Origin of the sequence: Polymorphobacter multimanifer (assembly GCF_014205635.1) — a bacterium.
Taxonomy (GTDB): Bacteria; Pseudomonadota; Alphaproteobacteria; order Sphingomonadales; family Sphingomonadaceae; genus Sandarakinorhabdus; species Sandarakinorhabdus multimanifer.
Window position 1 is genome coordinate 121,039 of the sequence record NZ_JACIIV010000010.1, and the last position, 24,077, is coordinate 145,115.

Below are 24,077 nucleotides of genomic sequence, written 5' to 3' on the forward strand. Positions count from 1 at the left end.
GCGCGCCTCTGCTACCCAAATGGCTGAAGAAGCGATGGGAAAATGGCGTGACGGCGACAGGAACGACGCTTTGGTGGCGGTCCCCCGGCTCGGTCGATTGGGCGATCCTGATCCGGCTGAGCCTGGCGTTTGTGTTCGGGTTCGAAGGCTATCAGAAGCTGGTGTACCCGGACATTCTGGGCGCCGGGCGCTTTGCCGGAATCGGCATTCCTGCACCCGAGCTGATGGGGCCGTTCGTGGGATGGGTCGAGCTGGTGTGCGGCTTGCTGATGCTGCTGGGGCTGTTCGCGCGGTTGGCGGCGGCGCCGCTCATCATCACGATGGTGGTGGCGATCATCAGCACCAAGGTGCCGATCCTGCTGGGGCAGGAATGGATGGGCTTCTCGCTGCGCCCGCTCGATCGCTATGGCTTTCTGAGCATGACGCATGAAACCCGTACCGACTGGGCGATGCTGATGGAGGCCGGATTCATCCTGCTTGCAGGTGCGGGCCGCTGGTCGCTCGATGGCTGGCTGGCGAGAAACCGTCGCGTTGCGCAGTAGCGCCGCGCCCTCGGCGGGCGAGGTTTTCCGCGCCTTTTTGAAGCTCGGGCTGACGTCTTTTGGTGGGCCGGTGGCGCATATCGGCTATTTCCGCACCGAACTGGTGCTGCGCCGGGGCTGGGTGGACGAGGCCGAATTCGCCGATCTGCTGGCGCTCTGCCAGTTTCTGCCGGGCCCGGCATCGAGCCAGCTCGGCTTTGCGCTCGGACTGCGGCGGGCCGGCGGGCTGGGCGCGCTGGCGGCCTGGGTGGCATTCACCTTGCCGTCGGCGCTGTTCATGCTGCTTGTCGCACTGGGTGCGGGCGTGCTCGGCGGGCCGTTGGGGCTGGCGGTGGTGCATGGGCTCAAGCTGGTCGCGGTGGCGATCGTGGCGCAGGCGGTTTGGGGCATGGCACAAACGCTGACGCCCGATGGGCGGCGCCGGGCGATTGCCCTGGTGGCGGGTGTGCTGGTGGTGCTGGTCGGCGGGGCGCTTGCCCAGATTGCGGCGATCCTGGCCGGGGCGTTGCTGGGCTGGCTGCTGTGCAAGGGGGCTGCGGTGACCGGCGCGGGCGGGCGTTGGCCGCAAAGGCTGGCGCCGGCATATCTGATCGGCTTCTTCACGCTGCTGCTGGGCCTGCCGGTGCTGGTGGAGGTGACTGGCTGGCAGGGGCTGGCGCTGTTCGATGCCTTTTATCGCGCCGGGGCGCTGGTGTTCGGTGGCGGCCATGTGGTGCAGCCGCTGCTCGAGGCCGAGATCGTGGGTGCCGGCTGGATGAGCGCCGATGCGTTTCTCACCGGCTATGGTGCCGCTCAGGCGGTGCCGGGGCCGTTGTTCACCTTTGCCGCCTATCTCGGTGCCGGCGTTGGCCCGGCGCCCAATGGCGTTGCCGGTGCGGCGATTGCGCTGTTGGCGGTGTTTTTGCCCGGCTTTCTGCTGCTGCTCGGCGTGCTGCCGTTCTGGGCCCGGGTGCGCGGCTGGCCGGCGGCGCAGGCGGCGTTGCAGGGCACCAACGCTGCCGTTGTGGGGATATTGGCGATGGCGCTCCATGATCCGGTGTGGACGGGTGCAGTGGCCGGGCCGGTGGATGTCGCGATCATCGGGTTCGGGATATTGGCGCTGTTGCGCTGGGCGGCGCCGCCCTGGGCGGTCGTGCTCGCGATGGTCGGGCTGCAGCTGGTCGTGAGCGCCGGGGGTCTGGCAGGCTGATGCCCCGGGCGCTGGCAACAGCGCCCGGGAGCATGCGTTTATGCAGCCTTGTCCTGCTTCATCAGGCGGATCGGCTCCTTGAGGCCGGCAACGACCTCCTTGTCGACCTGCACCTCTTCGAGGCCTTCCATGCCGGGCAACTCGAACATCGATTCGAGCAGGATCGACTCCATGATCGAGCGAAGCCCGCGGGCACCGGTGCGGCGCTCGATGGCGCGCTTGGCGATGGCCGAGAGCGCATCGGCGTTGAAGGTGAGCTTGACGCCTTCCATCTCGAACAGCCGGGCATATTGCTTGCTCAGCGCGTTCTTGGGCTCGGTGAGGATCTTGATCAGCGCATCCTCGTCGAGATCCTCGAGGGTGGCGATGACCGGCAGGCGGCCGATGAACTCGGGGATAAGCCCGAAGCGCAAAAGATCCTCGGGCTCGCACTGGCGGAGCAGCTTGCCGACGCGGCGCTCGTCGGGCGCTGCCACATGCGCGCCGAAGCCGATCGACTTGCCCTGCAGACGGTCCCCGATGATCCGGTCGAGGCCCGAGAAGGCGCCGCCGCAGATGAAGAGGATGTTGGTCGTGTCGACCTGCAGGAACTCCTGCTGCGGATGCTTGCGCCCGCCCTGCGGCGGCACCGAGGCGGTGGTGCCCTCCATGATCTTGAGCAGCGCCTGCTGGACGCCCTCGCCCGACACGTCACGGGTGATCGACGGATTGTCCGACTTGCGGCTGATCTTGTCGATCTCGTCGATGTAGACGATGCCGCGCTGGGCGCGCTCGACGTTGTAGTCGCTCGCCTGCAGCAGCTTCAGGATGATGTTCTCGACATCCTCGCCGACATAGCCGGCTTCGGTGAGAGTGGTCGCATCGGCCATGGTGAAGGGCACATCGAGGATGCGCGCGAGCGTCTGTGCGAGCAGCGTCTTGCCGCAGCCGGTGGGGCCAACCAGGAGAATGTTCGACTTGGCGAGTTCGACCTCGGCGCCCTTGCCGCCATGGTTGAGGCGCTTGTAGTGATTGTGCACCGCCACCGAGAGCACGCGCTTGGCGTGCATCTGGCCGATGACATAATCATCGAGCACCTTGCAGATCTCGCGCGGAGGCGGGACGTCGCCGGACTTCTTGACGAGCGCCGTCTTGGTCTCCTCGCGGATGATGTCGTTGCAAAGCTCGACGCACTCATCACAGATGAACACGGTCGGCCCGGCGATGAGCTTGCGCACCTCGTGCTGACTCTTGCCGCAGAAGCTGCAGTAGAGCGTGCTCTTTGAATCGCCGCCACTCAATTTGGTCATGGCATTCCTCTCTCGCGTCGCGCGAGTTTAGCGTTGCTTTGCGTCACCCTGCAAGGGCAGCAACGCACGCAAATCTTACATCGCGGCGATGAACGCCGCGATAACGGGCTCAAGCTGCGGCCCGTGTCTCTTCCTCGGTCGGCAGCGGACGCCTTTCGACGACCTCGTCGACGAGCCCGAAAACCTTGGCTTCATCGGCCGACAGGAACTTGTCGCGCTCCATCGCCCGCTCGATCGTGTCGATGTCCTGGCCGGTGTGCTTGACGTAAAGCTCGTTGAGCGTGGCACGGATGCGCAGGATCTCGCGCGCCTGGATCTCGATGTCGGTCGCCTGGCCCTGGGCACCGCCCGAGGGCTGGTGGACCATGATGCGGGCATGCTTCAGCGCGACGCGCATCCCGGGCTCACCGGCGGCGAGCAGGAAGCTGCCCATCGATGCCGCCTGGCCAACGCAGACGGTGGCGACCTTGGGGCGGATGTACTGCATCGTGTCGTAGATCGCCATGCCCGCCGTCACCACCCCGCCCGGCGAGTTGATGTACATGAAGATGTCCTTCTTCGGATTTTCCGATTCGAGGAACAGCAGCTGTGCGACGATGACCGAGGCCATGTGATCCTCGACCTGGCCGGTGACGAACACGATGCGCTCGCGCAGCAGGCGTGAATAGATGTCGAACGAGCGTTCCCCGCGGTTCGATGTCTCGATGACCATGGGGATAAGACCCGCATGCGCGGGGGGCGGGATGAGGCCAGCATGCGTTTGGGGAAGCAGGTCGTGCATATTGAACTCCGATTGCCCGTCCAACGTCGGACGTTTCCGCATGCTTTTCAAGGGGCGATACCGCGCTGTCCACAGCTGCGGCATCGCGCCGATGAAAAAGGTCAGGCTTTCCTGGCGGCGGCCTTCTTGGGCGGAGCCTTTTTCTCGGGCTCCTTGATGGCCGGCGCCTCTTCGGCGGGCGGCGCTTCGACCGGGATTTCTTCGGCGCCAGGCTCTTCGGCAGCCTTGGCGGGCTTGGCCTTGGCCTTCTTTGCCGGCTTAGCGGGCGCGTGGTCGTGATCATGGTCGCAATCGGGGCCATGGACGTGGCCGCCGGCGGCCGGCGACTCGTCTTCGTCCTCGATCGCGGCTTCGAGATCGGCGCGGCTGACGGCACGCTCGGTCACCTCGGCCTTGCCGACCAGATAATCGACGACCTTGTCCTCATAGAGCGGGGCGCGCAGCTGGGCGGCGGCCATCGCATTCTCCTGGAAGAACTTGACGACCTTCTGCTGCTCGGCCGGCGCATAGCGCGTGGCCTCCTGGCCGATGAGGCGGTTCATCTCGGCATTGCTGACGGTGATGCCGCCGCGGTTGCCGATTTCGGAGAGCAGCAGCCCGAGGCGGACGCGGCGTTCGGCGATGCGGCGATAGTCGGCGCGTTCGGCCTCGATCTCGGCCTTGGCGGCTTCCGGATCCTCGGCGCGCGAAGCTTCCTGCTCGAGCTGCGCCCAGATCTGCTCGAACTCGCCTTCGACCATCGTCTCGGGCACTTCGAAATCATGGCGTGCTGCGAGCGTGTCGAGAAGCTTGCGCTTCATGTGGGTGCGGGTGAGCTGGCTCGTCTCGGCTTCGATCTGGTCCTTGAGGATATCCTTCAGCGCATCGAGCGAATCGATGCCGAGGCCCTTGGCGAACTCGTCGTCGATCGGCGTTTCCACCGGCGTCTCGACGCCCTGCACCATGATCTTGAACTGCGCCGGCTTGCCCGCCAGCGCCTCCGAACCATAATCTTCCGGGAATTTGACGTCGATCGTCAGCTCCTGGTTGGCCTTGGTGCCGACCAGCTGGTCCTCGAAGCCAGGGATGAGCATGCCCGACCCGATGGTCACGCGCATGCCTTCGCCCTTGCCGCCTTCGAACAGCTCGCCGTCCACCGAGCCTTCGAAATCGATCACCACCGTGTCGCCGGTCTTCGCCTTGTACTTGGCGGCGGCGGGCTCGGTCTTCTGCTGCTGGGTGGCGAGGCGCGCGAGCATCTCGGCGATGGCGGCTTCATCGGACTGCACCACCAGCTTTTCCAGCGCCAGATCGTCGATGTTCACTGACTCGATGGTGGGGAGGATTTCGAGCGCCACCTTGAACGAAAGGTCCTGGCCATCGACCAGATCGCCTTCGAGATCGACCTGCGGCTGCACCGCGGGGCGCAACGCCTTTTCGCCGAGGAGCTGCTGCACGCCATCGGAAACAGCGGCCTGCACCGCTTCTCCATGAAGGGCGGGGCCGTGCATCTTGCGCACGAGGTTGGCGGGCACCTTGCCGGGGCGGAAGCCGGGCATGCGGATCTGCTTGGACACTTCGGCAAGCCGCACATCGACACGCTTGGCGATATCGGCGGCCGGGATGACACACGAAAATTCGCGGCGGAGGCCCTGGTTCAGTGTTTCGGCGATCTGCATGATGGTTCGGTCTTTCAAAAAATCTTTTCACAAGCAAGCTGCAGCGAATCGGGGGCGTTGGTGCGGGCGAAGGGACTCGAACCCCCACGTCTCTCGACACTGGAACCTAAATCCAGCGCGTCTACCAATTCCGCCACGCCCGCATCAGCGTGAAGCGCGCGTCTATAGCAACCCCAAGCTCATAGGCAAGCGTGACGGCTCGTGCGCATCATGGCAAGACCCTGTCTGCGAACCGAGGGGACTTTGCACAGCATGCCGACCGACATCGAAATTGCCCATGGCTATACGTTGCGCCCGATCGAGGCGATTGCCGCCCTGCTGGGGCTGGAAGCGAACGACCTCGAGCCGCAGGGGCGGCACATCGCGAAGCTGACGGCCGAAACGCTGCGCGGCCTGCGGTCCCGGCCGCACGGCAAGCTCATCCTCGTGACCGCCGTCAACCCCACCCCGGCCGGCGAGGGCAAGACGACGACGACCGTGGGGCTAGGCGATGCGCTGAACCGCATCGGGCGGCGGGCGAGCATCGTGCTGCGCGAGCCGTCGCTTGGGCCCGTGTTCGGCCGCAAGGGCGGGGCGACCGGCGGTGGCCATGCGCAGGTGGCACCGATGGAGCGGATCAACCTGCACTTCACCGGCGATTTCCACGCCATCACCTCGGCGCACAATCTGCTGGCGGCGCTGATCGACAATGCGCTCCATTACCGGCTGCCCACCGCTACCGGCGAGGCGCTCGATGCGCGCAGCATCAGCTGGCGCCGGGTGCTCGACATGAACGACCGCGCGCTGCGGCAGGTGGCGCTCGGCCTCTCCGGCTCAGGGGGCGCCGGCAACGGCCCGGTGCGCGAAACGGGGTTCGACATCACCGTGGCCAGCGAAGTGATGGCCGCCCTTTGTCTCGCCAATGATCTTCCCGACCTGCAATCGCGCCTCGCGCGCATCCGCATCGGCAAGGATCTCGCCGGCACCCCGGTGTGTGCAGGCGACATCGGGGCGGCAGGCGCCATGGCGGCGCTGCTGACCGAGGCCGCGCTGCCCAATCTGGTACAGTCGCTGGGTGGCTCGCCGGCGTTCATCCATGGCGGGCCGTTCGCCAATATCGCGCATGGCTGCAATTCGGTGATCGCCACCCGCGCCGCCCTGGCGCTGAGCGAATTCGCGGTGACCGAGGCCGGCTTCGGGGCCGACCTGGGGGCGGAAAAGTTCGCGAACATCAAGTGCCGCTCGGCCGGACTGGCGCCGGCGGTGGCAGTGGTCGTGGCGACGGTGCGGGCGCTCAAATATCATGGTGGCATGGCGCTCGCCGACCTCGGCAAGCCCGATCCGGCGGCACTTGCACGCGGGCTGGAGGTGCTCGCGCGGCATGCCGAAAATCTTGCCAAGTTCGGCGTGCCGGTGGTGGTGGCGATCAATGCCTTCGCGACCGATGCGGCGGCGGAACAGCAGCAGGTGCTCGACCATTGCGCAAAGCTGGGCCTGCCGGCGCATCTCTGCACACACTGGGCCGATGGCGGCGCAGGGGCGGAGGCGCTGGCACACACGGTCGCTGCAATTGCCGATGCCGCCGATCCGCACGCCGGCTTCCGGCTGCTCTATCCCGATGCCATGCCGCTCGCCGACAAGATCGGCACCGTGGCACGCGAGATCTACCGGGCCGAGGGCATCAGCCTCGCCCCCGCCGCTGCCCGCGACCTGGCACGCTTCACCGAGCAGGGCTTCGGCCATCTGCCGGTGTGCATTGCCAAGACGCCCTACAGCTTCACCGCCGACGAGCATGTGCGGGGCGCTGTGACCGGCCATATGCTGCCGATCACCAGCGTGCGGCTCGCGGCGGGGGCCGGGTTTGTGGTAGCGCTGGCGGGCAGCATCAATACCATGCCCGGCTTGCCGCGCAGCCCCGCTGCCCACCATATCGGGCTCGACGAGTATGGGCGGATCACCGGGCTGAGCTGAGGCGCTACAGCAGGCGCTTGATCGGCAGCCAGCCCAGAAAATGCATGACGCCACGCTGCCACCAGCGTGTGCCGGGCTCGGTGCGGTGGCAGATCGACGGGCCACGCCAGGCAAGGCCGTCGCCTGCAAGCTCTACCGACCAGCTGTGGTACGGCAGCTCGGCAATGACGCTGGCCTCCACGCGGCCGGCGACCATGGCACTTTCGATGAGGAAGCCGATCTCGGTGTTGAGCTGCCACGAGCGGGCATCGAAGTTCATCGAGCCGACGAACAGCCGGGCGCCATCGGCGATGAAGGTCTTCGCATGGAGCGCCGAGGCGCTGGCGCGGAAGAAGCTGGCCGTGCCGGGGTTGCGCCGAAGCGATCGCGGGACGAGGCCGAGCACGGCCGGACCCAGCCCGCGGCCTTTCATCTCCCACAGTCGGACCCCGGCACGCAGCAGTGCCCGCCGCGCCGGCGCATAGCCAGCGTGCGAAATGGCGACGTTGTTCGATTGCAGCGAGTTGGTGAGCACGGTGACCTGCACCCCGCGACCGACGAAGCCGGCCAGCAGCGCGACACCCGCATCGAGCGGAACGAAATAGGGCGAGACGAGCAGCAGCCGATGTGTCGGCGCCAGTGCCGCGATGAGCTGGGGCAGCATCAGCTCGGTCGGTCCGGCACGGCCCAGCACCTTGTCGGGATCGTCGCTGAGCATGCGCATCGCCACCCAGTCGAAATCCGCAGCCTCGTCGATGAGGGCTTCGGCGGCGGGATCGCTATCGCGAGGCTCGGTCTCGAGTGGTGCCGCCGGTGAGGGGCGAGTGACGACGGCATCGAGCGGCAGGGCAGCGTCCGCATGCCAGTAGCGCTCGAAATCGGCGGCGACATCGGCGGCGATGGCGCCGACGGCAAGCGCATCGAGATCGGCGGCGAGTGCCGGGTTGCTGCCGTCGAAATATTCGTCCCCGATGTTGCGACCGCCGAGGACAGCGGCGACGCCATCGACCACCAGGCATTTGTTGTGCATGCGGCGGTTGAGCCGCGGGAAATCGAACAGGAAGTTGATCCAGCGGGGCCAGCGCAGCCGCAGCGGGTTGAAGAGCCGCACTTCGATGTGGGGGTGTGCATGGAGGGCCGCAAGTCGCGCATCGCCGACTCCGCAGCCGAAATCATCGAGGAGCAGCCGGACGTGCACGCCGCGATCGGCAGCCGCGAGCAGCTCGGCCAGCAGAAGGCGGCCCGAGCGGTCGCCTCGCCAGATGTAATATTGCACGTCGAGCGACAGCCGGGCGCGGCGGACGAGCAGCAGCCGCAGCGACAGCGACATCGGACCGTCCTTGAGCATCTGCACGCCCGACAGGCCGGGATGCGCGGCTGCCATCGGGCCGAACTGCCGGGCGAGGGATTCAACCATGCGCCACCTGGACCCAGACCGGCAGATGATCGGAGGCGAGCCGCGACAGCGCGCTCCGATGCACGCCCGAATCGAGCACCTTGAGCGCCGGATTGGCAAAGGCGCGGTCGAGCCGCCCCAGCGGCATCCGAGCGGGAAAGCTCGGTGGCAGCGGCACAACGCGCAGTCGCTCGCCGAACGCGGCCATGGCGGCCCCCATCGGGCGCCACTCGTTGAAATCGCCCATCACCAGCTCGGGCGGGTTGCCGGGGGCGCGGGCCACGCCGGCGAGAAGCTCGCGCACCTGCCGCGCGCGCCACAGGCCGGAGAGATCGAGATGCGCGCCCACCAGCCGCAGGGTCAGCCCGCCGGTGGCGACATCGGCCATCACCGCGCCGCGCGGCTCGAGCGCGGGGAGCGGCAGCCGGGCGGCGCGCACAAGCTCGACACCTTCGCGCACGAGGATGGCATTGCCGTGCCAGCCGATGGCCGCAGCATGCTCGGCCACGGGTGCCGCCTGCCAGCCGGCGCGGCCGAGCATGTCCCCCGGAAACACCGAGGTGCGCACGCCGAAGCGGGTGTCGGCCTCTTGCAGAACCGCCACATCGGCGCCGATTTCGGCGAGCACATCGAGAATTCGCTCGGGCATGCGGCGGCCGTCGGTCCCGACGGCCTTGTGGATGTTGTAGCTTGCGACGAGCAGTGCGCTGGTCACTTGCACGCGCCTGGAAAGGTCAGTATTGTTGACCTAACAAGTGTTGATAGAGGACCTAACATGGTCGCTGGTATGCCGCCCGTCAGTCTCGAAGACAAATATGCACTCAGCGAAGGCCGGGTGTTCATGTCGGGGGTGCAGGCGCTGGTGCGGCTGCCGCTGGTGCAGCAGGCGCGCGATGCGGCTGCCGGGCTGAACACGGCGGGGTTCATTTCGGGTTATCGCGGGTCGCCACTCGGCACCTATGATCAGGAGCTTTGGCGGGCCAAGAAATTGCTCGCCAAGCGCAACATCATCTTCCAGCCGGGTGTGAACGAGGAGCTGGGCGCCACGGCCGTGTGGGGCAGCCAGCATGTCGGCATGCGGCCTGGCAACAAGTTCGATGGCGTGTTCGGCATCTGGTACGGCAAGGGCCCCGGCCTCGACCGCGCCATGGACGTGATGAAGCATGGCAATGCCGCGGGCACCTCCCCGCACGGCGGCGTGCTGGCGATCGTGGGGGATGACCATGGTGCCAAGTCGAGCACCCTGCCCCACCAGTCCGACCATAATTTTCAGGCGGCGTTCGTGCCGTTTCTTGCCCCCTCATCGGTGCATGAGTTTGTCGAATTTGGCTTGCTGGGGCTGGCGATGAGTCGCTTTGCCGGCACCTGGGTGGGCTTCAAGGCGACCGCCGATACGGTGGAAACCTCGGCCACGGTCGACCTTTCGAACGAGCAGCGGCGCATCATCCTGCCGCCGTTCGATTTTCCCGAAGGCGGCGTCCACATTCGCGGCGGCGATGTGTGGCGTGAGGAAGACACGCGGCTGCAGCGCTTCAAGGGCTTTGCGGCGATGGCCTTTGCCAAGGCCAATGGCATCGACCGGACGATCTGGGACACGCCGAACCCGCGCTTCGGCATCATTACCACCGGCAAGGCGCATGCCGACACGATGGAAGCGCTCGACGAGCTCGGCATCACCGCGAGCGTCGCTGCCGCGATCGGGCTGCGCGTGTACAAGGTCGGCATGCCCTGGCCGCTGGAGCCCGATGGTATCCGCGCCTTTGCCGAGGGGCTGGAGGAAGTGCTTGTCATCGAGGAGAAGCGCGAGTTCATCGAGCATCAGCTGAAGTGGCAGCTCTACAACTGGAACCCTGCGGTGCGCCCGCAGGTGGTGGGCAAGCATAACGAGCGCGGCGAATGGCTGCTCTCGCCCGACAATGAGCTGACGCCGGGAATCATCGCCGAGGTGCTCGCCGCCCGGCTGCAGCGCTTCCACGATACCGACCGGGTGCGGAACGCACTGGCGTTCTTTGCCGAGCAGAAGCGCCGCTCGGATGCGCACACCACGCCGATCAAGCGCACCCCCTATTTCTGCTCGGGGTGCCCGCACAACAGCTCGACCAAGGTGCCCGAAGGCAGCCGTGCGCTGGCCGGCATCGGCTGCCACATCATGGCGCTGTGGATGGACCGTGCCGAAACCTTCACCCAGATGGGTGGCGAGGGCGTGACCTGGGTCGGCGAGGCGCCCTTCACCGAAGAGAATCATGTCTTCGCCAATCTGGGCGACGGCACCTATTTCCACTCGGGCCTGCTCGCGATCCGCCAGAGCATCGCCTCGGGGGTGAACATCACCTACAAGATCCTCTACAACGACGCCGTGGCGATGACCGGCGGCCAGAGCGTCGATGGCGAACTGACCGTGCCGCAGATCGCCGCGCAGATGGTGGCCGAGAGTGCGAAGAAGGTCGTGGTGCTGACCGAGGACCTCGACCGCTACGAGGGCGTGACGCTGCCCGCCAGCGTACGGTTGCTCGACCGCAAGTTCCTGCTCGAAACCGAGAAGGAATTTGCCGAGACACCGGGCTGCACGGTCATCATCTTCGACCAGACCTGTGCCGCCGAAAAGCGCCGTCGCCGCAAGCGCGGGCTGATGCCCGATCCGGCGACGCGCGTGCTCATCAATTCGGCGGTTTGCGAAGGCTGCGGCGATTGCTCGGTGCAATCCAACTGCGTGTCGGTGGAGCCGCTCGAAACCGAATTCGGCCGCAAGCGGCGGATCAACCAATCGAGCTGCAACAAGGATTATTCCTGCGTGCAGGGCTTCTGCCCGAGCTTCGTGACGATCGACGGCGCCGAGCTGACCAAGGCGGAGACGGTGGCGATCGACGCCAGCGCCCTGCCCGAGCCGGCGATCCCCAGCCCCGGCCATGGCTACAACATCATGGTGACCGGCATCGGCGGCACCGGGGTGCTCACCGTGTCGGCGCTGCTCGGCACGGCGGCCCATCTCGAAGGGCTTGCGAGCACCACCGCCGACATGGCCGGGCTCGCGCAAAAGGGCGGTGCGGTCTATGCGCATGTCCGCATCGGCCAGCACAATTCGGATCTGCTCTCCCCGCGCATCATGGCGGGCTGCGCCGACCTCGTGCTTGCCTGCGATGCCGTGGTGGCGGCAGACAAGCCGACGCAAGCCTTGATGCTCGCCGAGCGCACCGCGGTGGTGGCCAACGCCAACATCGCGCCGACGGCGGATTTCGTGCGCAACCGGGATTTCAACTTCCAGTCGAAAGCCATTGAAAACACGGTGCGCAAGACGGCGCGCGCCAATGCCACGCAGTTTCTGGAGGCCGAGCGGGTGGCGGTGGCGTTGCTCGGAGACAGCATCGGCGCCAACCTGCTGCTGCTGGGTGCGGCGTGGCAACAGGGCCATGTGCCACTCGGCCGCGAAAGCCTTGAAGCCGCCATCCGGCTCAACAATGTGGCGATCGATTTCAACCTGCGCGCCTTTTCGCTGGGGCGGTTGCTTGCGCATGATCCGCAGGCGGTGGAAGCGATGATCGCCGCGACCGATCCGGTTGCGGAGCCGGTGGTGAGCCGAACGCTGGACGAACTGATCGACAAGCGTGCGGCGGACCTGACCGCCTATCAGGATGAAGCCCTGGCGCGTCGTTACCGCGATTTCGTGAGCGATGCCCGCGCACGCGGTGGCGATGGACTCGCAGAAGCCGTGGCAAGAAGCCATTACAAGCTGCTGGCCTACAAGGATGAATATGAGGTGGCGCGGCTCTATTCGGACGGGCGCTTTGCGGCGACGCTGAAGGCGCAGTTCAAGGCCGGCACGCCGCATGTGTGGCTCGCGCCGCCTTTCCTGAGCAAGCTCGACCCGGCCACCGGGCGGCCGGCCAAGCGCAAGTTCGGGCCGTGGATCTTCAAGGCCTTCGGGCTGCTGGCGCGGATGAAGGGGCTGCGCGGCACCGCGATCGACCCGTTCGGCCGCACCGAGGAGCGCCGCCAGGAGCGGGCAGATATTGCTGCCTATGAAGCCGATGTGGCGCGGCTGCTCGCCGAGCTCACCCCCGAGCGGCTGCCGCTGGCGCTGGCGATCGCCGCTCTGCCGATGGACGTGCGCGGCTTCGGCCCGGTCAAGGATGCGGCGCGGACCCGCGTGGGCGCCGAGCGGTCAAGGCTATGGGCGAAATGGGAGCAGCCCGGGATGCTGCAGGCCGCCTGAAGGGCTCCCGCGGGGCAGATCAGGGAGCGTCGACGGGGATGCAGCTATAGCCTGCCGCGGTGAAGCGTGCGCAGGCAGCCTTGGATGCCTCGAGACTGTCGAAGGTGCCGATATGCAGCCGGGTCAATGAGCCATCATATTGCAGGATTGGGCCCACCCCCTCGAGCAGCGCCGGGCTGCGCGATTTGATGGCAGCAAGCGCTGCCTCGGCCAGTTCGCGGCGGCTGTAGGCGCCGAGCTGCACGCGGAACGCCGGTTGCGGCCGGGTCGGGGTGGCGGCCTTGCCGGCAATGGCGGCGGGATTGCTGCTTGGCGTCTGCGGCACGGGTGCATTGGCCGCCAGCGCCGATGGCGAGGGAATGCTGGCGAGCGGACCGCTTGATCCATCGGTCTTTGCGAGTGCGCTGGCCAGCTGCCAGCCGCTGGTACGTTCGACAACGCTCATCTTGGGCGTGAGCAGGTCGATTGCCGAGCGGCCCTCTGCCAGGCCCTGGTCGGCGGCGCGGGCGAGATAGGCATAGGCCGTCACAAGGCTGCGCGGCACACCATCGCCGTTCCAGTGCGCCACGCCATAGACATATTGGGCGCGGGGCTCGCCGGCGTCGGCCGCCTGCTTGAGCCAGCGAAGCGCATCGGCCTTCTGCCCGGACTGGAAGAGCAGGATGCCGAGATTGGCCTGTGCCGGCCGGTGGCCGCGCTCGGCAGCCTTGCGATACCAGTCCCGCGCCTGGGCCTCGTTCTTCGGCAGCCCGCGGCCGAGCTTGTAGGCCTGGCCGATATTGAACATGGCATCGAGATTGCCATTTTCGGCAAAGGGCCGCCACATTGCTGCGGCCGCCGCCCATTCCCCGCGCCGCCACAGCTCCGCGCCGTTGCGCACGCTCGCCGCCATCGGCGCCGGCGGTGCAGCCATCGGCACGGTGACCGGCTGCTGCACCTCGCGTCGCTGGGCGAGCGCGGGCGCGCAACACAGCAGCACCAGCGCAATCAGTCTCAAACCTGCCAAAGCACATCCCCGCCCTTGATCGTGCGCCGCACCTGCCCTGCCACCGGCAGGCCATCGAACGGCGTGTTGGAGGCCCCGGCAAACCGATCGGGCGCAATTCGCCACGGGGCGTTCTGGTCGAAGACCACCACATCGGCGGGCTGGCCGGGCGCCAGGCTGCCGCCGGCAAGGCCGAACAGCGCCGCCGGCACGGTGCTGAGTGCGGCCAGCAGCGCCGGCAGGCGGAGCGTGCCGGCGCCGACCATCGTCAACCCGAGCGCCAGCAGCGTCTCGGCCCCCGCCATGCCGGGGGCGGCATCGGCAAAGGGCTGGCGCTTGGCCTCCTGGCTCTGCGGATCATGGCCCGATGCGATGATGCCGATCGTGCCATCGGCAATCGCCTCGACGACCGCCAGACGGTCTTCCTCGCAGCGCAGCGGCGGCGACAGGCGGCAGAAGCTGCGGAAGCCGGCAAGGGCGGTCTCGTTCATCATCGCATGCGCCGGCGTGATTCCGGCCGTGACGCGGACACCGCGCGCGCGGGCGGCGCGCACCAGCGCCAGCGCTTCGGCGGTGGTGACCTGGCGGAGATGCAGCCGCACGCCGGTGGCTTCGGCCAGTCGCAGTTCACGCGCCACGGCGAGCGTTTCGGCGAAGGCGGGGGCGGTGTGCAGCCCCAGCCGCGTGGCATATTCGCCCTCGGTGGCGACGGCCTCGCGGGTGAGATCGGGATCTTCGGCATGGCTGACCACCACCATGTCGAAGCTGGCTGCATAGGCCATCAGCCGGTGCATGACCTGCGACGATGCAATGCCGCGGCGGCCGGTGGCGACGCCCACCGCACCCGCCTCGCGGGCCAGCCCGAGTTCGGCCAGTTCCTCGCCGAGCAGTCCTCGCGTGGCGGCCACCAGCGGATGCACCCAGACATCGGGCTTGCCAACGCCGCGCGCGAAGCTGACGAGTGCTGGATCATCGAGCGGCGGCGTCTGGTCGGGCATCAGCACGGCACGCGTGATGCCTCCCATCTGGAAGGCACGCGCATCGGCGCGGAAGACTCCGGCATCGACGAGCCCGGGGGCGACGACCAGCCCGGTGCAGTCGATCGTCTCGGCGTGCGACGGCGGCGGCGCATCGCCGAGCCCGGTGACCTGCCGGCTGCCGATCATCAGGTTGGCGATCCCGTCATGGCCGGTGGCGGGACAGATGACGCGGCCGCCGGCGAGGCAGAGCGGCTTTGGCGACGCGGTCATGCCGCGCCCCCGGTCCAGCCTTCGATGCCGCGCCGGCCACGTGTCAGCACATCGAGGCAGGCCATGCGCACCGCAACGCCCATCTCCACCTGCTCGGTGACGGCGGAACGGACGATATCATCGGCAATGGCACTCTCGATCTCGACGCCGCGGTTCATCGGTCCGGGGTGCATGACGAGCACATCGGGCGCCGCGCGCGCCAGCCGGGCCTCGGTGAGGCCGAAGAAGCGGTAGTATTCACGCGTCGAAGGCAGAAAGGCGCCAGCCATCCGCTCGGTCTGCAGGCGCAGCATCATCACCACATCGACACCCTCCAGCCCTGCAGCCATGTCGGTGTAGGGATCGGCACCGAGACTCTCGATGAACGGCGGCATGAGCGTTGGGGGCGCCACGGCGCGGACCTTGGCGCCGAGCGAGGCGAGCAGCTGGAAGTTGGAGCGCGCCACCCGGCTGTGCAGGATATCGCCACAGATGGCGACGGTGAGGCCCTCGATGCGGCCCTTGCGGCGACGGATGGTGAGGGCATCGAGCAACGCCTGGGTGGGGTGCTCGTGGCGACCGTCGCCGGCGTTGAGCACCGGGCAATCGAGCTTCTCGGCGATGAGCTGCACTGCCCCCGAACTGCCGTGGCGGATGACGATGACATCGGGCCGCATGGCGCCGAGGGTGAGCGCCGTGTCGAGCAGCGTCTCGCCCTTCTTGACGCTCGATCCGGCGACTCCGAGGCTCACGACATCGGCGCCGAGGCGCTTGCCGGCGATCTCGAAGCTGAGGGCCGTGCGGGTGCTGGGCTCGAAAAAAGCGTTGATCTGGGTGAGCCCGGCGAGCCGATGGTCGGTGCGCGCCGAGGCCCGGTTGTAATCGACCCATTTCTCGGCTTCCCCGAGCAGATAGAGCATTTCCCAGGGCTTGAGCGCCGAAATGGCGAGAAGGTGGGAATGCGGGAAAGGATGGGCTCCGCCGGCAAGAGCGGGGTGGTCGGGATGGTGTGCACTGGCCATTGCAGGCCGGTCTAACGCCCGGGGCGGCGCATGGAAAGGCACGAGGGCGATTTGCCTCCCAATAAAAAGCCGACGGCCGCGAGGAGGACGCGGCCGCCGGGGACCTGACGTGTGGGAGGCACGTCCGGGAGAGCGGCGATCAGCGGCGGTCGGCGAGCTCGACCGAGGTGTCGAGCTGCGACATCGCGAGGGTGAACTTCTTGCCCGCTTCGAGGCGGCCACCTTCGGCGCAGAGGCGCTCGGCGAGGCGGACGTTGCGCAGCGCCTTGGCGGCGGCCCTGGGCTCGGCGGTTTCGGCCAGCGAACGGATCTGCTCGGACTGCACGGCGCAGCTCTGGGCGGTGGCAGCCTGGGCGGTAGCAGCTTGGGCGGGGCTGAACGCCGCGAAGGGCAGCATGGCCGTGGCAGCGAGAGCGACGATGGTGAGGCGATCGATGGTGATGAACATGACGGGGTTCCTTCCTGTTGTCGGCGGGTTTGCCGTTGCCGATGAACAGGTTTTAAGTCACACTCAGGATGAGCATAATCCGTATAATCCTGGGTGAGCCGTGAAGAACAGCTACACAATCCCGCGTCACCTGCTCGATGGCATCGAGGCCTTCCTGCGAGTGGCCGAGCGGCGCAGCTTTCGCGCCGCGGCCGAGGACATGGGGGTGTCGCCTTCGGCGATCAGCCAGACGGTGCGGGCGCTGGAGGAACGGATGGGGGTGGCGCTGCTTACCCGCACGACGCGCTCGGTGGGGGTGACCGAGGCCGGCGCCCGGCTGCTCGCCGACGCAGCACCTGCCTTTGCCGGGCTGGTTGCGGCGTGGGACAGTGCGCGCACGCTGGGGGACCGGCCGGCCGGGCTGCTGCGCATCAACATGCCGCGCGCGGTGGTGCCGATCCTCATCGAGCCGATCATCGCCAGCTTCTGCGATCAGTATCCGGATGTGGATGTGGAAATTGCTGCGGAGGACGGGCTGGTCGATCTGGCGGCGAGCGGATTCGATGCGGGCATCCGTATTGGCGAGATGCTCGAGGCCGACATGATCGCGGTGCGGCTTTCGGATGCGTTTCGCTACATCGTCGTGGGGTCCCCCGGCTATATCCAGCGGTGCGGGCGTCCATTGGCTGCAGCAGACCTGAAGCAGCATGATTGCATCCGGATGCGCTTCCAGAGCGGCATCATCGCACCCTGGCGCTTTGCCGAGGCCGGGCGGGGCTTTGATGTGACCGTGAAAGGGCGGATCATCAGCAACGACATGCGGACGACGATCGCCATGGCGCTGCGCGGGCTGGGGCTCGCCTATGTGTCGGAGCCGCTGGTGGAGGAGGAGATCGAGCAGGGGCTGCTAGAACCCGTGCTCGGCCATCTCGCGGTCTCGAGCCCGGGGCTCTTTCTCTTCTATCCCGGCCGGGCGCAGGTTCTGCCCAAGCTGCGCGCCTTCATCGATCATGTGAAGGCGCATATGCTGGCCGGCACCTTTCCGGCGTTGCCGCATGGCTGAGATCAGGCGGCGATGATCCTGTTCCGGCCCGCTGCCTTGGCGGCATAGAGGCGGCGGTCGGCGGTTTCGAGCAGCGCATCGAGCACGACGCCATCCTCTGGCCATTGCGCCACGCCGGCGGAGAAGGTGATGCGCGGGCCATCACCGGCGCGCTGGAACTCGGCGCGCCCAAGGGAGGCCTGGATCGAGGCGATGCGCCTGGCGATCGATTCATTCTCGCCGTGGGGGAACAGCAGCAGGAACTCCTCGCCACCGATGCGGAAGATGGGCTCGAGTGGACTGACGCTCTCCTCGAGGAAGCGCGCCACATCGCGCAGCACCCGGTCCCCTGCCGCATGGCCATGGAGATCGTTCCAGCGCTTGAAATGGTCGATGTCGATGAGCACCGCCACCACCTTGCGCTGCTCGCGCGCTGCCTGCTCGGTGCAATGGGCAAAGACCGATGGCAGGGAGAGGCGGTTGCGGACGCGGGTGAGCGGATCGAACTCGGCGGCCTCGCGGAGTGCGGCCTGCATCGCGGTCGAGGTTTCGAGCTGGCGCATGTTGCTGGCCAGTTCGGCTTCGAGATCGCGGTACCGCTGCTCCTCGACGGTAACATCGCTCATCAGCAGCACGGTGCCGATCGGCTCCTGGTTGTGCGACAGCGGCTTGGCGATCGGGATGGCATCGACATCGAAATAGCGCCCGGCGACCGCGATCCGCCGGCCGTGTGCGATACGAAGCACTCCGCCATCGAAGGTGACAGCCGGGCGCAGCGCGGCGAGATCGGTGATCGGGCCGCCGATGCGCGCGACGGTTTCGAGGAAAATGTCCTTGGCCACGGCGTTGACGGCGATGATCTGCCCATCGGCATCGACGATCAGCGCCGGGCTGCGCATGTTGGCGAAGATCAGCTCGGAACCGACATTCACGATGTTGAACACCCGGTTGGTGACGATGAGCAGCGAGAACAGCAACAGCACGAAGAAGAAGGAGAATGGCGTCGGGTCAAGGCCGTAGAAGCGCTGGCCGAACACATTATAGGCGATGTTGGGAATGAAGATGGTGCAGGTTATGAGAACCGGAAAGGCGAAATACAGCCGGAATTGCGGCGCCGTGCGCACCAGACCGAAGACGAGCACCAGCAACGTTCCGATGATCATCGCATAGAGCAGCACCGTGATGGCATCGAGCACGGGGCCATGGGTGTAGTTGACATAGGGATTGCCGACGCTGTCGACTGCGATGCTCGTGTCGGAGTAGAAGAGGCCGTGCAGCGGATTGGTCAACGCGATGGCGGTCACCGCCACGGGCACGACGCAGAGCAGCAGGATTTCGATTGCCCGCGCCTGCCGCGCGACGCTGAAGGCATAATGGTAGATGAAAAATGCCCAGACGATCGGGAGAGAGGTGATGCCCAGATAGGCGAGCCCCGCAAACACCGGGCGGCATTGCAGGGTTGGGCTGAGCATTTCCATGGTCACGGCTGTCAGCCAGATGATCATCGCGGCATGGGCGAGGAGAAAATAATCCTTGCCGAAAAAAGAGCGCTGGTGCGCATTGGCGTAACCCACCAGCGCCAGCCCGACCATTGTCAGCAGCGGCAGCCAGGCGAGGCCTTGCGGCACCGCGAAAGTGAGACAATCAGCTATGGTTACCATAAATTAACTTCATGGTGGTGCTCCACCTCCGTGCCAGTGCTGCAAGCTACGACCACATATACGTCCCTATTATACTTTCGCTTCTGAAATAATGATTTAAACTGTTATTTCTTGTCCGCCGCGGAACCGGCGGTCGGATCCGCAGCTGTCAGCGACGCTTCAACCCGGGCGAGCAGGACCTTGAGTTGCGTGGCCTCGGCGGGATCGAGACATGCGAAGATCGCTGCTTCCATCGCCTTGGCGCGGGGTGCCACCAGTGCATGCAGCCCCCGGCCGGCATCGGTGAGGCTGAGCGCCCGTGCCCTGGCATCGCGGGCATCGGCCAGACGTGTCACCAACCCGCGCCCTTCGAGGGCGCGCGCGGCGCGGCTGACGCTCACCTTGTCCATCCGCGTGCGTTCGCCGATGGCTGCCTGGCTCAGCCCATCGGCCTCGGCCAGCACCGCCACCAGCCGCCACTCGGGCACGCTCAGCCCGAACAGTGACCGATAGGCGCCCGCCACATGATCGCTGACAAGATTCGACGTGACCGACAGGCGATAGGGCAGAAAATCGTCGAGCCGGAGCGGAGTGGCGGTCATGCGGTGATGGTAACATTTGACACCATCGCGGCAATCCATGATATTGGTATCAACTGAAACCATTTGTGACGGGGATGTTGCATGGCCGATCTGTTTGAAAATCCGCTGGGCCTCGATGGCTTCGAGTTCGTCGAGTTTGCAGCGCCACAAAAGGGCGTGCTCGAGCCGATGTTTGCAGCACTCGGCTTTGCCCATGTCGCGACCCATCGCTCCAAGGATGTGCAGCTCTGGCGCCAGGGCGGCATCAATCTCATCGCCAATTACGAGCCCGGCAGCCCCGCCGCCTATTTCGCTGCCGAGCATGGCGCCTCGGCGTGCGGCATGGGCTTCCGCGTGCGCAACGCTGCTCAGGCCTATGCCGAGGCATTGAAGCGCGGCGCCGAGCCGGTGGAAACGCGCACCGGGCCGATGGAGCTGCGGCTGCCCGCCATCCGCGGCATCGGCGGCGCCATCATCTACCTCATCGACCGCTACGGCGACGGGCTGAGCATCTACGACATCGATTTCGACTGGCTGCCGGAGGCGTCGCGCAAGCCCGAGGGCGCCGGGCTGATCGAGATCGATCACCTCACCCACAATGTCTATGGCGGCCGCATGGACCATTGGGCGGGCTTTTATGAGCGCATCTTCAACTTCCGCGAGATCCGCTTCTTCGACATCAAGGGCGAATACACCGGCCTCACCTCACGCGCGATGACCGCCCCCGACGGCCGGATTCGCATTCCCCTGAACGAGGAATCGAAGGGCGGCTCGGGGCAGATCGACGAGTTTTTGCGGGCCTATAATGGTGAAGGCATCCAGCACATCGCCTTTTCGTGCACCGATCTTCCGGCGGTGTGGGACCGGTTGAAGGCGCTCGGCATCGAGTTCATGAAGCCGCCCCCCGCCACTTACTATGCGATGCTCGACCAGCGGCTGCCGAACCATGGCGAGCCGGTCGATGCGCTGCAATCGCGCGGACTGCTGCTCGATGGCAGCACCGAGGCCGGCGACACAAGGCTGCTGGTGCAGATCTTCTCCGCCCCCATGGTCGGCCCGCTGTTCTTCGAGTTCATCGAGCGCAAGGGCGACAGCGGCTTTGGCGAAGGCAATTTCACGGCCCTGTTCAAGTCGATCGAGCGCGACCAGCTCGAGCGCGGCATCATTGGTGGCGAGCTGCTTGGGGCTGAACCCGCATGAGCCACGCTGTCCAGCTTTCGCGCATCCACCATGTCGCGTACCGGTGCAAGGATGCCGCCGAGACGGTCGGCTTCTACGAGCGCGTGCTCGGCATGACCTTCACCACGGCGTTTGCCGAGGATCATGTGCCCTCCACTGGCGCCTATGACCCCTACATGCACGTGTTCCTCGATTGCGGCGGCGGCAATGTGCTGGCGTTTTTCGAGCTTCCCGAGCAGCCGGCGATGGGGCGCGACGCCAACACTCCCGAATGGGTGCAGCATATCGCCTTCGAGGTGCCGTCGATGGACGCGCTGCTTGCCGCCAAGGCGCATCTCGAGGCCGAAGGCATCACCGTGCTCGGGCCGACGCATCATGGCATCTTCAAGTCGATCTATTTCTTCGATCCCAACGGACATCGGCTCGAACTGGCAGCCAACATCGGCACGCCCGAGCAGCTCGCCGAGCTGGCGCGGGTGGCGCGGCCGATGCTTGATGAATGGTCGCAGACGAAACGGGCGCCGCGCCATGCGGCCTGGTTGCATGCCCCGGAATTCCAGGAGGGCGCCGAATGATCGACCACAGCCATGATCCCGCCCTGCCCTGCTGGGTGCCGGGTGCGACCGACCATCCCGAATTTCCGATTCAGAACCTGCCGCTCGGGGTGTTTTCCGATGGGGAAGGCGATGCACGCATTGGCACGCGCATCGGTGACCATGTGCTCGATCTGCGCGGGCTTGCCGAAATGGGGCTGGTGCCGCCCGAACTCGGCAGCCTTTCGGACACCACGCTCAACAGCCTGCTTGCACGCCCTGCGGCCGACCGGCTGGCGCTGCGCCATGCCCTGTCGGCGCTGCTTTCGGACGGCGGCCAGGCGGCGCGGATCGTGCACCTTCTCCACCGCATCGACAGCGTGACGATGCAGCTGCCCGCCGCGATCGGCGACTATACCGACTTCTATGCCGGCATTCATCACGCCGAAAACATCGGCAAGCTGTTCCGCCCCGATGCGCCGTTGCTTCCCAATTACAAGCACATTCCCATCGGCTACCACGGCCGCGCCTCTTCGGTGACCGTGGGCGACGTGCCCGTCCGCTGGCCGCACGGGCAGCGCGCCGGGCCGGAGGGGCCGAGCTTCGGCCCCAGCCAGCGGCTCGATTACGAGCTGGAGCTTGGCATCTGGGTCGGCCCCGGCAATGCGCACGGCGAGCCCATCGCCATCGACGCAGCGCCCGAGCATATCGCCGGTTTCTGCCTGCTCAACGACTGGTCGGCGCGCGATCTGCAGGCGTGGGAATATCAGCCGCTCGGGCCGTTCCTGGCGAAGAGTTTTCATACGACGATCTCGCCCTGGATCATCACCGCCGAGGCGATGGCGCCGTTCCGCATCGCGCAGACGCCGCGGCCCGAGGGCGACCCGCGCCCCCTGCCCTATCTCTGGTCGGATGCCGACCAGGCCAGCGGCGCGCTGGCGCTGAACCTCGAAGTGCTGATCGAGACCGCCGCGATGCGCGAGAACGGCCTCGCTCCGCACCGGCTGAGCGTCGGCCCGGCGAGCAACCTCTACTGGACCCCGGCGCAGATGCTCGCCCACCATGCCAGCAACGGCTGCCCATTGAACCCCGGCGATCTGCTCGGCACCGGCACGATCAGCACCCCCACGCCGGACGGTCGGGGGAGCCTGATGGAGATCAGCGAGGGCGGCAAGTCTCCGTTGACGCTTCCGAACGGCGAAACGCGCACCTTCCTGCAGCCCGGCGACCGCATTATCATGCGCGCGATGGCGCAAGCGACCGGGGCGGCCTCCATCGGTTTCGGCGAGTGCAGTGCCGAGGTGGTCGCATGATCTTCCACGAATATTGGCGCTCGGGTGCGGCCTGGCGGGTGCGCATGGCGCTCGGCCTCAAGGGCCTCACCGTCACCAGCGTCACCCATGATCTGCGCACCGGGGAGCAGCGCGACGCCGGCTATACCGCGCTCAACCCGCAAGGGCTGGTGCCGGCGATCGAGGCCGATGGCGGGATCATCACGCAAAGCCTTGCCATTCTCGAATGGCTCGAAGAGACGCACCCGACCCCGCCGCTGCTCCCCGCCGAGCCGATGGCACGCGCGCAGGTGCGGAGCATGTGCGGGCTGATCGCTTGCGATATCCACCCGCTGCAGAATTTGCGCGTCCAGCAATGGCTCAAGGCCGAGGGCGCGGATGTTGCGGCCTGGAATACGCGCTGGATCGGCGATGGGCTGGTGGCGCTGGACACGCTGGTGGCGGCACAGGGCGGCGGCTTCTGCCATGGCGGCACCCCGACGATGGCGGACTGCCTGCTGCTGCCGCAGCTCTACAGCGCGCGCCGCTTCGGAGTAGAGGTGGACGGGTTCAAGGCGCTGCTGGCAGTCGAAGCGCGGGCGATGACGGTGCCGGCAATTGCGGCGTCGCACCCGGAGCGGCACCCGGACGCGGACTAGGCCGTGGGCGCACAAAATGTGAATGGCCGGAACGGGTGGCAAGGGGACGTTTAGTAGGCTTATTCAGACTCCCCCACTCGACATCGCCCCATACCATACGAACGCAAGTAAGATCGCCACCATCCATGCCGTCGCAGAAACGACGACTGAACGTGAACGGCGGATAGCAACAAGAACGAATGCTGGCAAACCTACGCCAGCGATAAGAAATCCAAGCGACCCATATCGATACCAAAGTTCTTGCTCGGGGCTCGAATAGGGACCCTGCACCATGCTTGCGGTGAGTAGACCTATAATTGCCACGTTGACGGCGAGCATTGTCCAGGCGCAGCCGACGCCTCCAACATGCTTCTGCTCGATCGAGTCCCTAGGTTCCATTTGAGCAACGTGGCCGTTTTTACGAACGTCCGCAACTTGGGCGATTGTGTTGAAGAAGTCAGCGTTGTTCGCGGGCCGATAGGGCGATGTGAGCGGTGCGAGCGCGGGCGGTGTCGTTCAGGCCGGCACCGGATGCA

At 66.5% G+C, this 24,077-nt stretch carries 20 protein-coding genes and 1 tRNA gene; 9 read left to right on the forward strand and 12 right to left on the reverse strand.

The window, feature by feature from the left end; translation table 11 throughout:
* Positions 1 to 47 precede the first annotated feature (47 nt).
* Together FHS79_RS08290 and chrA are read left to right on the forward strand one after the other, a co-directional pair.
* Positions 48 to 542, forward strand: coding sequence for a DoxX family protein (locus FHS79_RS08290; protein WP_184198191.1), 495 nt, complete (start codon positions 48 to 50; stop codon positions 540 to 542).
* Positions 505 to 1,731 carry a chromate efflux transporter gene (gene chrA / locus FHS79_RS08295; protein WP_184198194.1) on the forward strand — a complete coding sequence of 409 codons (1,227 nt, stop codon included), beginning with the start codon at positions 505 to 507 and terminating at the stop codon, positions 1,729 to 1,731. The genes FHS79_RS08290 and chrA overlap by 38 nt, the downstream gene beginning before the upstream one ends.
* Positions 1,732 to 1,769: 38 nt before the next feature.
* Here the strand turns inward: chrA and clpX are convergent, their stop codons facing one another.
* The 4 genes from clpX to FHS79_RS08315 form a co-directional block, all read right to left on the reverse strand.
* Positions 1,770 to 3,020, reverse strand: coding sequence for an ATP-dependent Clp protease ATP-binding subunit ClpX (gene clpX / locus FHS79_RS08300; protein WP_184198197.1), 1,251 nt, complete (start codon positions 3,018 to 3,020; stop codon positions 1,770 to 1,772).
* 109 nt (positions 3,021 to 3,129) lie between these two features.
* On the reverse strand, positions 3,130 to 3,801 hold the full coding sequence (clpP, locus tag FHS79_RS08305) for an ATP-dependent Clp endopeptidase proteolytic subunit ClpP (RefSeq protein ID WP_184198200.1): 672 nt from the start codon (positions 3,799 to 3,801) through the stop codon (positions 3,130 to 3,132).
* 101 nt (positions 3,802 to 3,902) lie between these two features.
* The gene (tig, locus tag FHS79_RS08310; RefSeq protein ID WP_184198203.1) at positions 3,903 to 5,459 is read right to left on the reverse strand and encodes a trigger factor; all 1,557 of its coding nucleotides are present in this window, start codon (positions 5,457 to 5,459) and stop codon (positions 3,903 to 3,905) included.
* Between the two features lie 58 nt (positions 5,460 to 5,517).
* A tRNA-Leu gene (locus tag FHS79_RS08315) sits at positions 5,518 to 5,602 on the reverse strand.
* A gap of 109 nt (positions 5,603 to 5,711) precedes the next feature.
* Here FHS79_RS08315 and FHS79_RS08320 point away from each other — a divergent pair.
* Positions 5,712 to 7,409: a formate--tetrahydrofolate ligase gene (locus tag FHS79_RS08320; protein WP_184198206.1), complete on the forward strand. Its 1,698-nt coding sequence runs from the start codon at positions 5,712 to 5,714 to the stop codon at positions 7,407 to 7,409.
* 4 nt (positions 7,410 to 7,413) lie between these two features.
* On the opposite strand, the gene FHS79_RS08325 is transcribed toward FHS79_RS08320, so the two are convergent.
* Together FHS79_RS08325 and FHS79_RS08330 are read right to left on the reverse strand one after the other, a co-directional pair.
* The gene (locus FHS79_RS08325) at positions 7,414 to 8,805 is read right to left on the reverse strand and encodes a phospholipase D family protein (RefSeq protein WP_184198209.1); all 1,392 of its coding nucleotides are present in this window, start codon (positions 8,803 to 8,805) and stop codon (positions 7,414 to 7,416) included.
* Positions 8,798 to 9,499, reverse strand: coding sequence for an endonuclease/exonuclease/phosphatase family protein (locus FHS79_RS08330; RefSeq protein ID WP_243453479.1), 702 nt, complete (start codon positions 9,497 to 9,499; stop codon positions 8,798 to 8,800). Before FHS79_RS08330 ends, FHS79_RS08325 begins: the two co-directional genes overlap by 8 nt.
* Positions 9,500 to 9,559: 60 nt before the next feature.
* Here FHS79_RS08330 and FHS79_RS08335 point away from each other — a divergent pair, with 60 nt between their 5' ends.
* The gene (locus FHS79_RS08335) at positions 9,560 to 12,994 is read left to right on the forward strand and encodes an indolepyruvate ferredoxin oxidoreductase family protein (RefSeq protein WP_184198212.1); all 3,435 of its coding nucleotides are present in this window, start codon (positions 9,560 to 9,562) and stop codon (positions 12,992 to 12,994) included.
* 19 nt (positions 12,995 to 13,013) lie between these two features.
* Here the strand turns inward: FHS79_RS08335 and FHS79_RS08340 are convergent, their stop codons facing one another.
* The 4 genes from FHS79_RS08340 to FHS79_RS08355 all read right to left on the reverse strand — a co-directional run bounded on the left by FHS79_RS08340 (position 13,014) and on the right by FHS79_RS08355 (position 16,678).
* Positions 13,014 to 14,000, reverse strand: coding sequence for an SPOR domain-containing protein (locus FHS79_RS08340; protein ID WP_184198214.1), 987 nt, complete (start codon positions 13,998 to 14,000; stop codon positions 13,014 to 13,016).
* Entirely contained in the window at positions 13,988 to 15,229 is a 1,242-nt protein-coding gene (locus FHS79_RS08345) for an amidohydrolase family protein (RefSeq protein ID WP_184198217.1), read from the reverse strand. The genes FHS79_RS08340 and FHS79_RS08345 overlap by 13 nt, the downstream gene beginning before the upstream one ends.
* On the reverse strand, positions 15,226 to 16,230 hold the full coding sequence (locus tag FHS79_RS08350) for an aspartate carbamoyltransferase catalytic subunit (RefSeq protein ID WP_184198220.1): 1,005 nt from the start codon (positions 16,228 to 16,230) through the stop codon (positions 15,226 to 15,228). Before FHS79_RS08350 ends, FHS79_RS08345 begins: the two co-directional genes overlap by 4 nt.
* A gap of 139 nt (positions 16,231 to 16,369) precedes the next feature.
* A complete protein-coding gene (locus tag FHS79_RS08355) occupies positions 16,370 to 16,678 on the reverse strand; it encodes a hypothetical protein (protein WP_184198224.1) in 309 nt (102 codons plus the stop codon).
* Between the two features lie 100 nt (positions 16,679 to 16,778).
* Between FHS79_RS08355 and FHS79_RS08360 the strand changes: the two genes are divergently transcribed.
* Positions 16,779 to 17,720 carry a LysR family transcriptional regulator gene (locus FHS79_RS08360; protein ID WP_184198226.1) on the forward strand — a complete coding sequence of 314 codons (942 nt, stop codon included), beginning with the start codon at positions 16,779 to 16,781 and terminating at the stop codon, positions 17,718 to 17,720.
* Between the two features lie 2 nt (positions 17,721 to 17,722).
* On the opposite strand, the gene FHS79_RS08365 is transcribed toward FHS79_RS08360, so the two are convergent.
* Both FHS79_RS08365 and FHS79_RS08370 read right to left on the reverse strand, forming a co-directional pair.
* On the reverse strand, positions 17,723 to 19,360 hold the full coding sequence (locus FHS79_RS08365; protein ID WP_184198229.1) for a histidine kinase N-terminal 7TM domain-containing diguanylate cyclase: 1,638 nt from the start codon (positions 19,358 to 19,360) through the stop codon (positions 17,723 to 17,725).
* A 104-nt stretch (positions 19,361 to 19,464) separates the two neighbouring features.
* The gene (locus FHS79_RS08370) at positions 19,465 to 19,941 is read right to left on the reverse strand and encodes a MarR family winged helix-turn-helix transcriptional regulator (RefSeq protein WP_184198232.1); all 477 of its coding nucleotides are present in this window, start codon (positions 19,939 to 19,941) and stop codon (positions 19,465 to 19,467) included.
* An 81-nt stretch (positions 19,942 to 20,022) separates the two neighbouring features.
* Here FHS79_RS08370 and hppD point away from each other — a divergent pair, with 81 nt between their 5' ends.
* The 4 genes from hppD to maiA are packed head-to-tail and all read left to right on the forward strand — an operon-like array spanning position 20,023 to position 23,562.
* A complete protein-coding gene (gene hppD / locus FHS79_RS08375) occupies positions 20,023 to 21,120 on the forward strand; it encodes a 4-hydroxyphenylpyruvate dioxygenase (protein ID WP_184198235.1) in 1,098 nt (365 codons plus the stop codon).
* Positions 21,117 to 21,674, forward strand: a complete 558-nt coding sequence (locus tag FHS79_RS08380) for a VOC family protein (protein ID WP_184198238.1) — start codon at positions 21,117 to 21,119, stop codon at positions 21,672 to 21,674. The genes hppD and FHS79_RS08380 overlap by 4 nt, the downstream gene beginning before the upstream one ends.
* Positions 21,671 to 22,945, forward strand: a complete 1,275-nt coding sequence (gene fahA / locus FHS79_RS08385) for a fumarylacetoacetase (protein ID WP_184198240.1) — start codon at positions 21,671 to 21,673, stop codon at positions 22,943 to 22,945. Before FHS79_RS08380 ends, fahA begins: the two co-directional genes overlap by 4 nt.
* Positions 22,942 to 23,562, forward strand: a complete 621-nt coding sequence (gene maiA / locus FHS79_RS08390; protein ID WP_184198243.1) for a maleylacetoacetate isomerase — start codon at positions 22,942 to 22,944, stop codon at positions 23,560 to 23,562. The genes fahA and maiA overlap by 4 nt, the downstream gene beginning before the upstream one ends.
* The last annotated feature ends 515 nt before the right edge of the window (positions 23,563 to 24,077 follow it).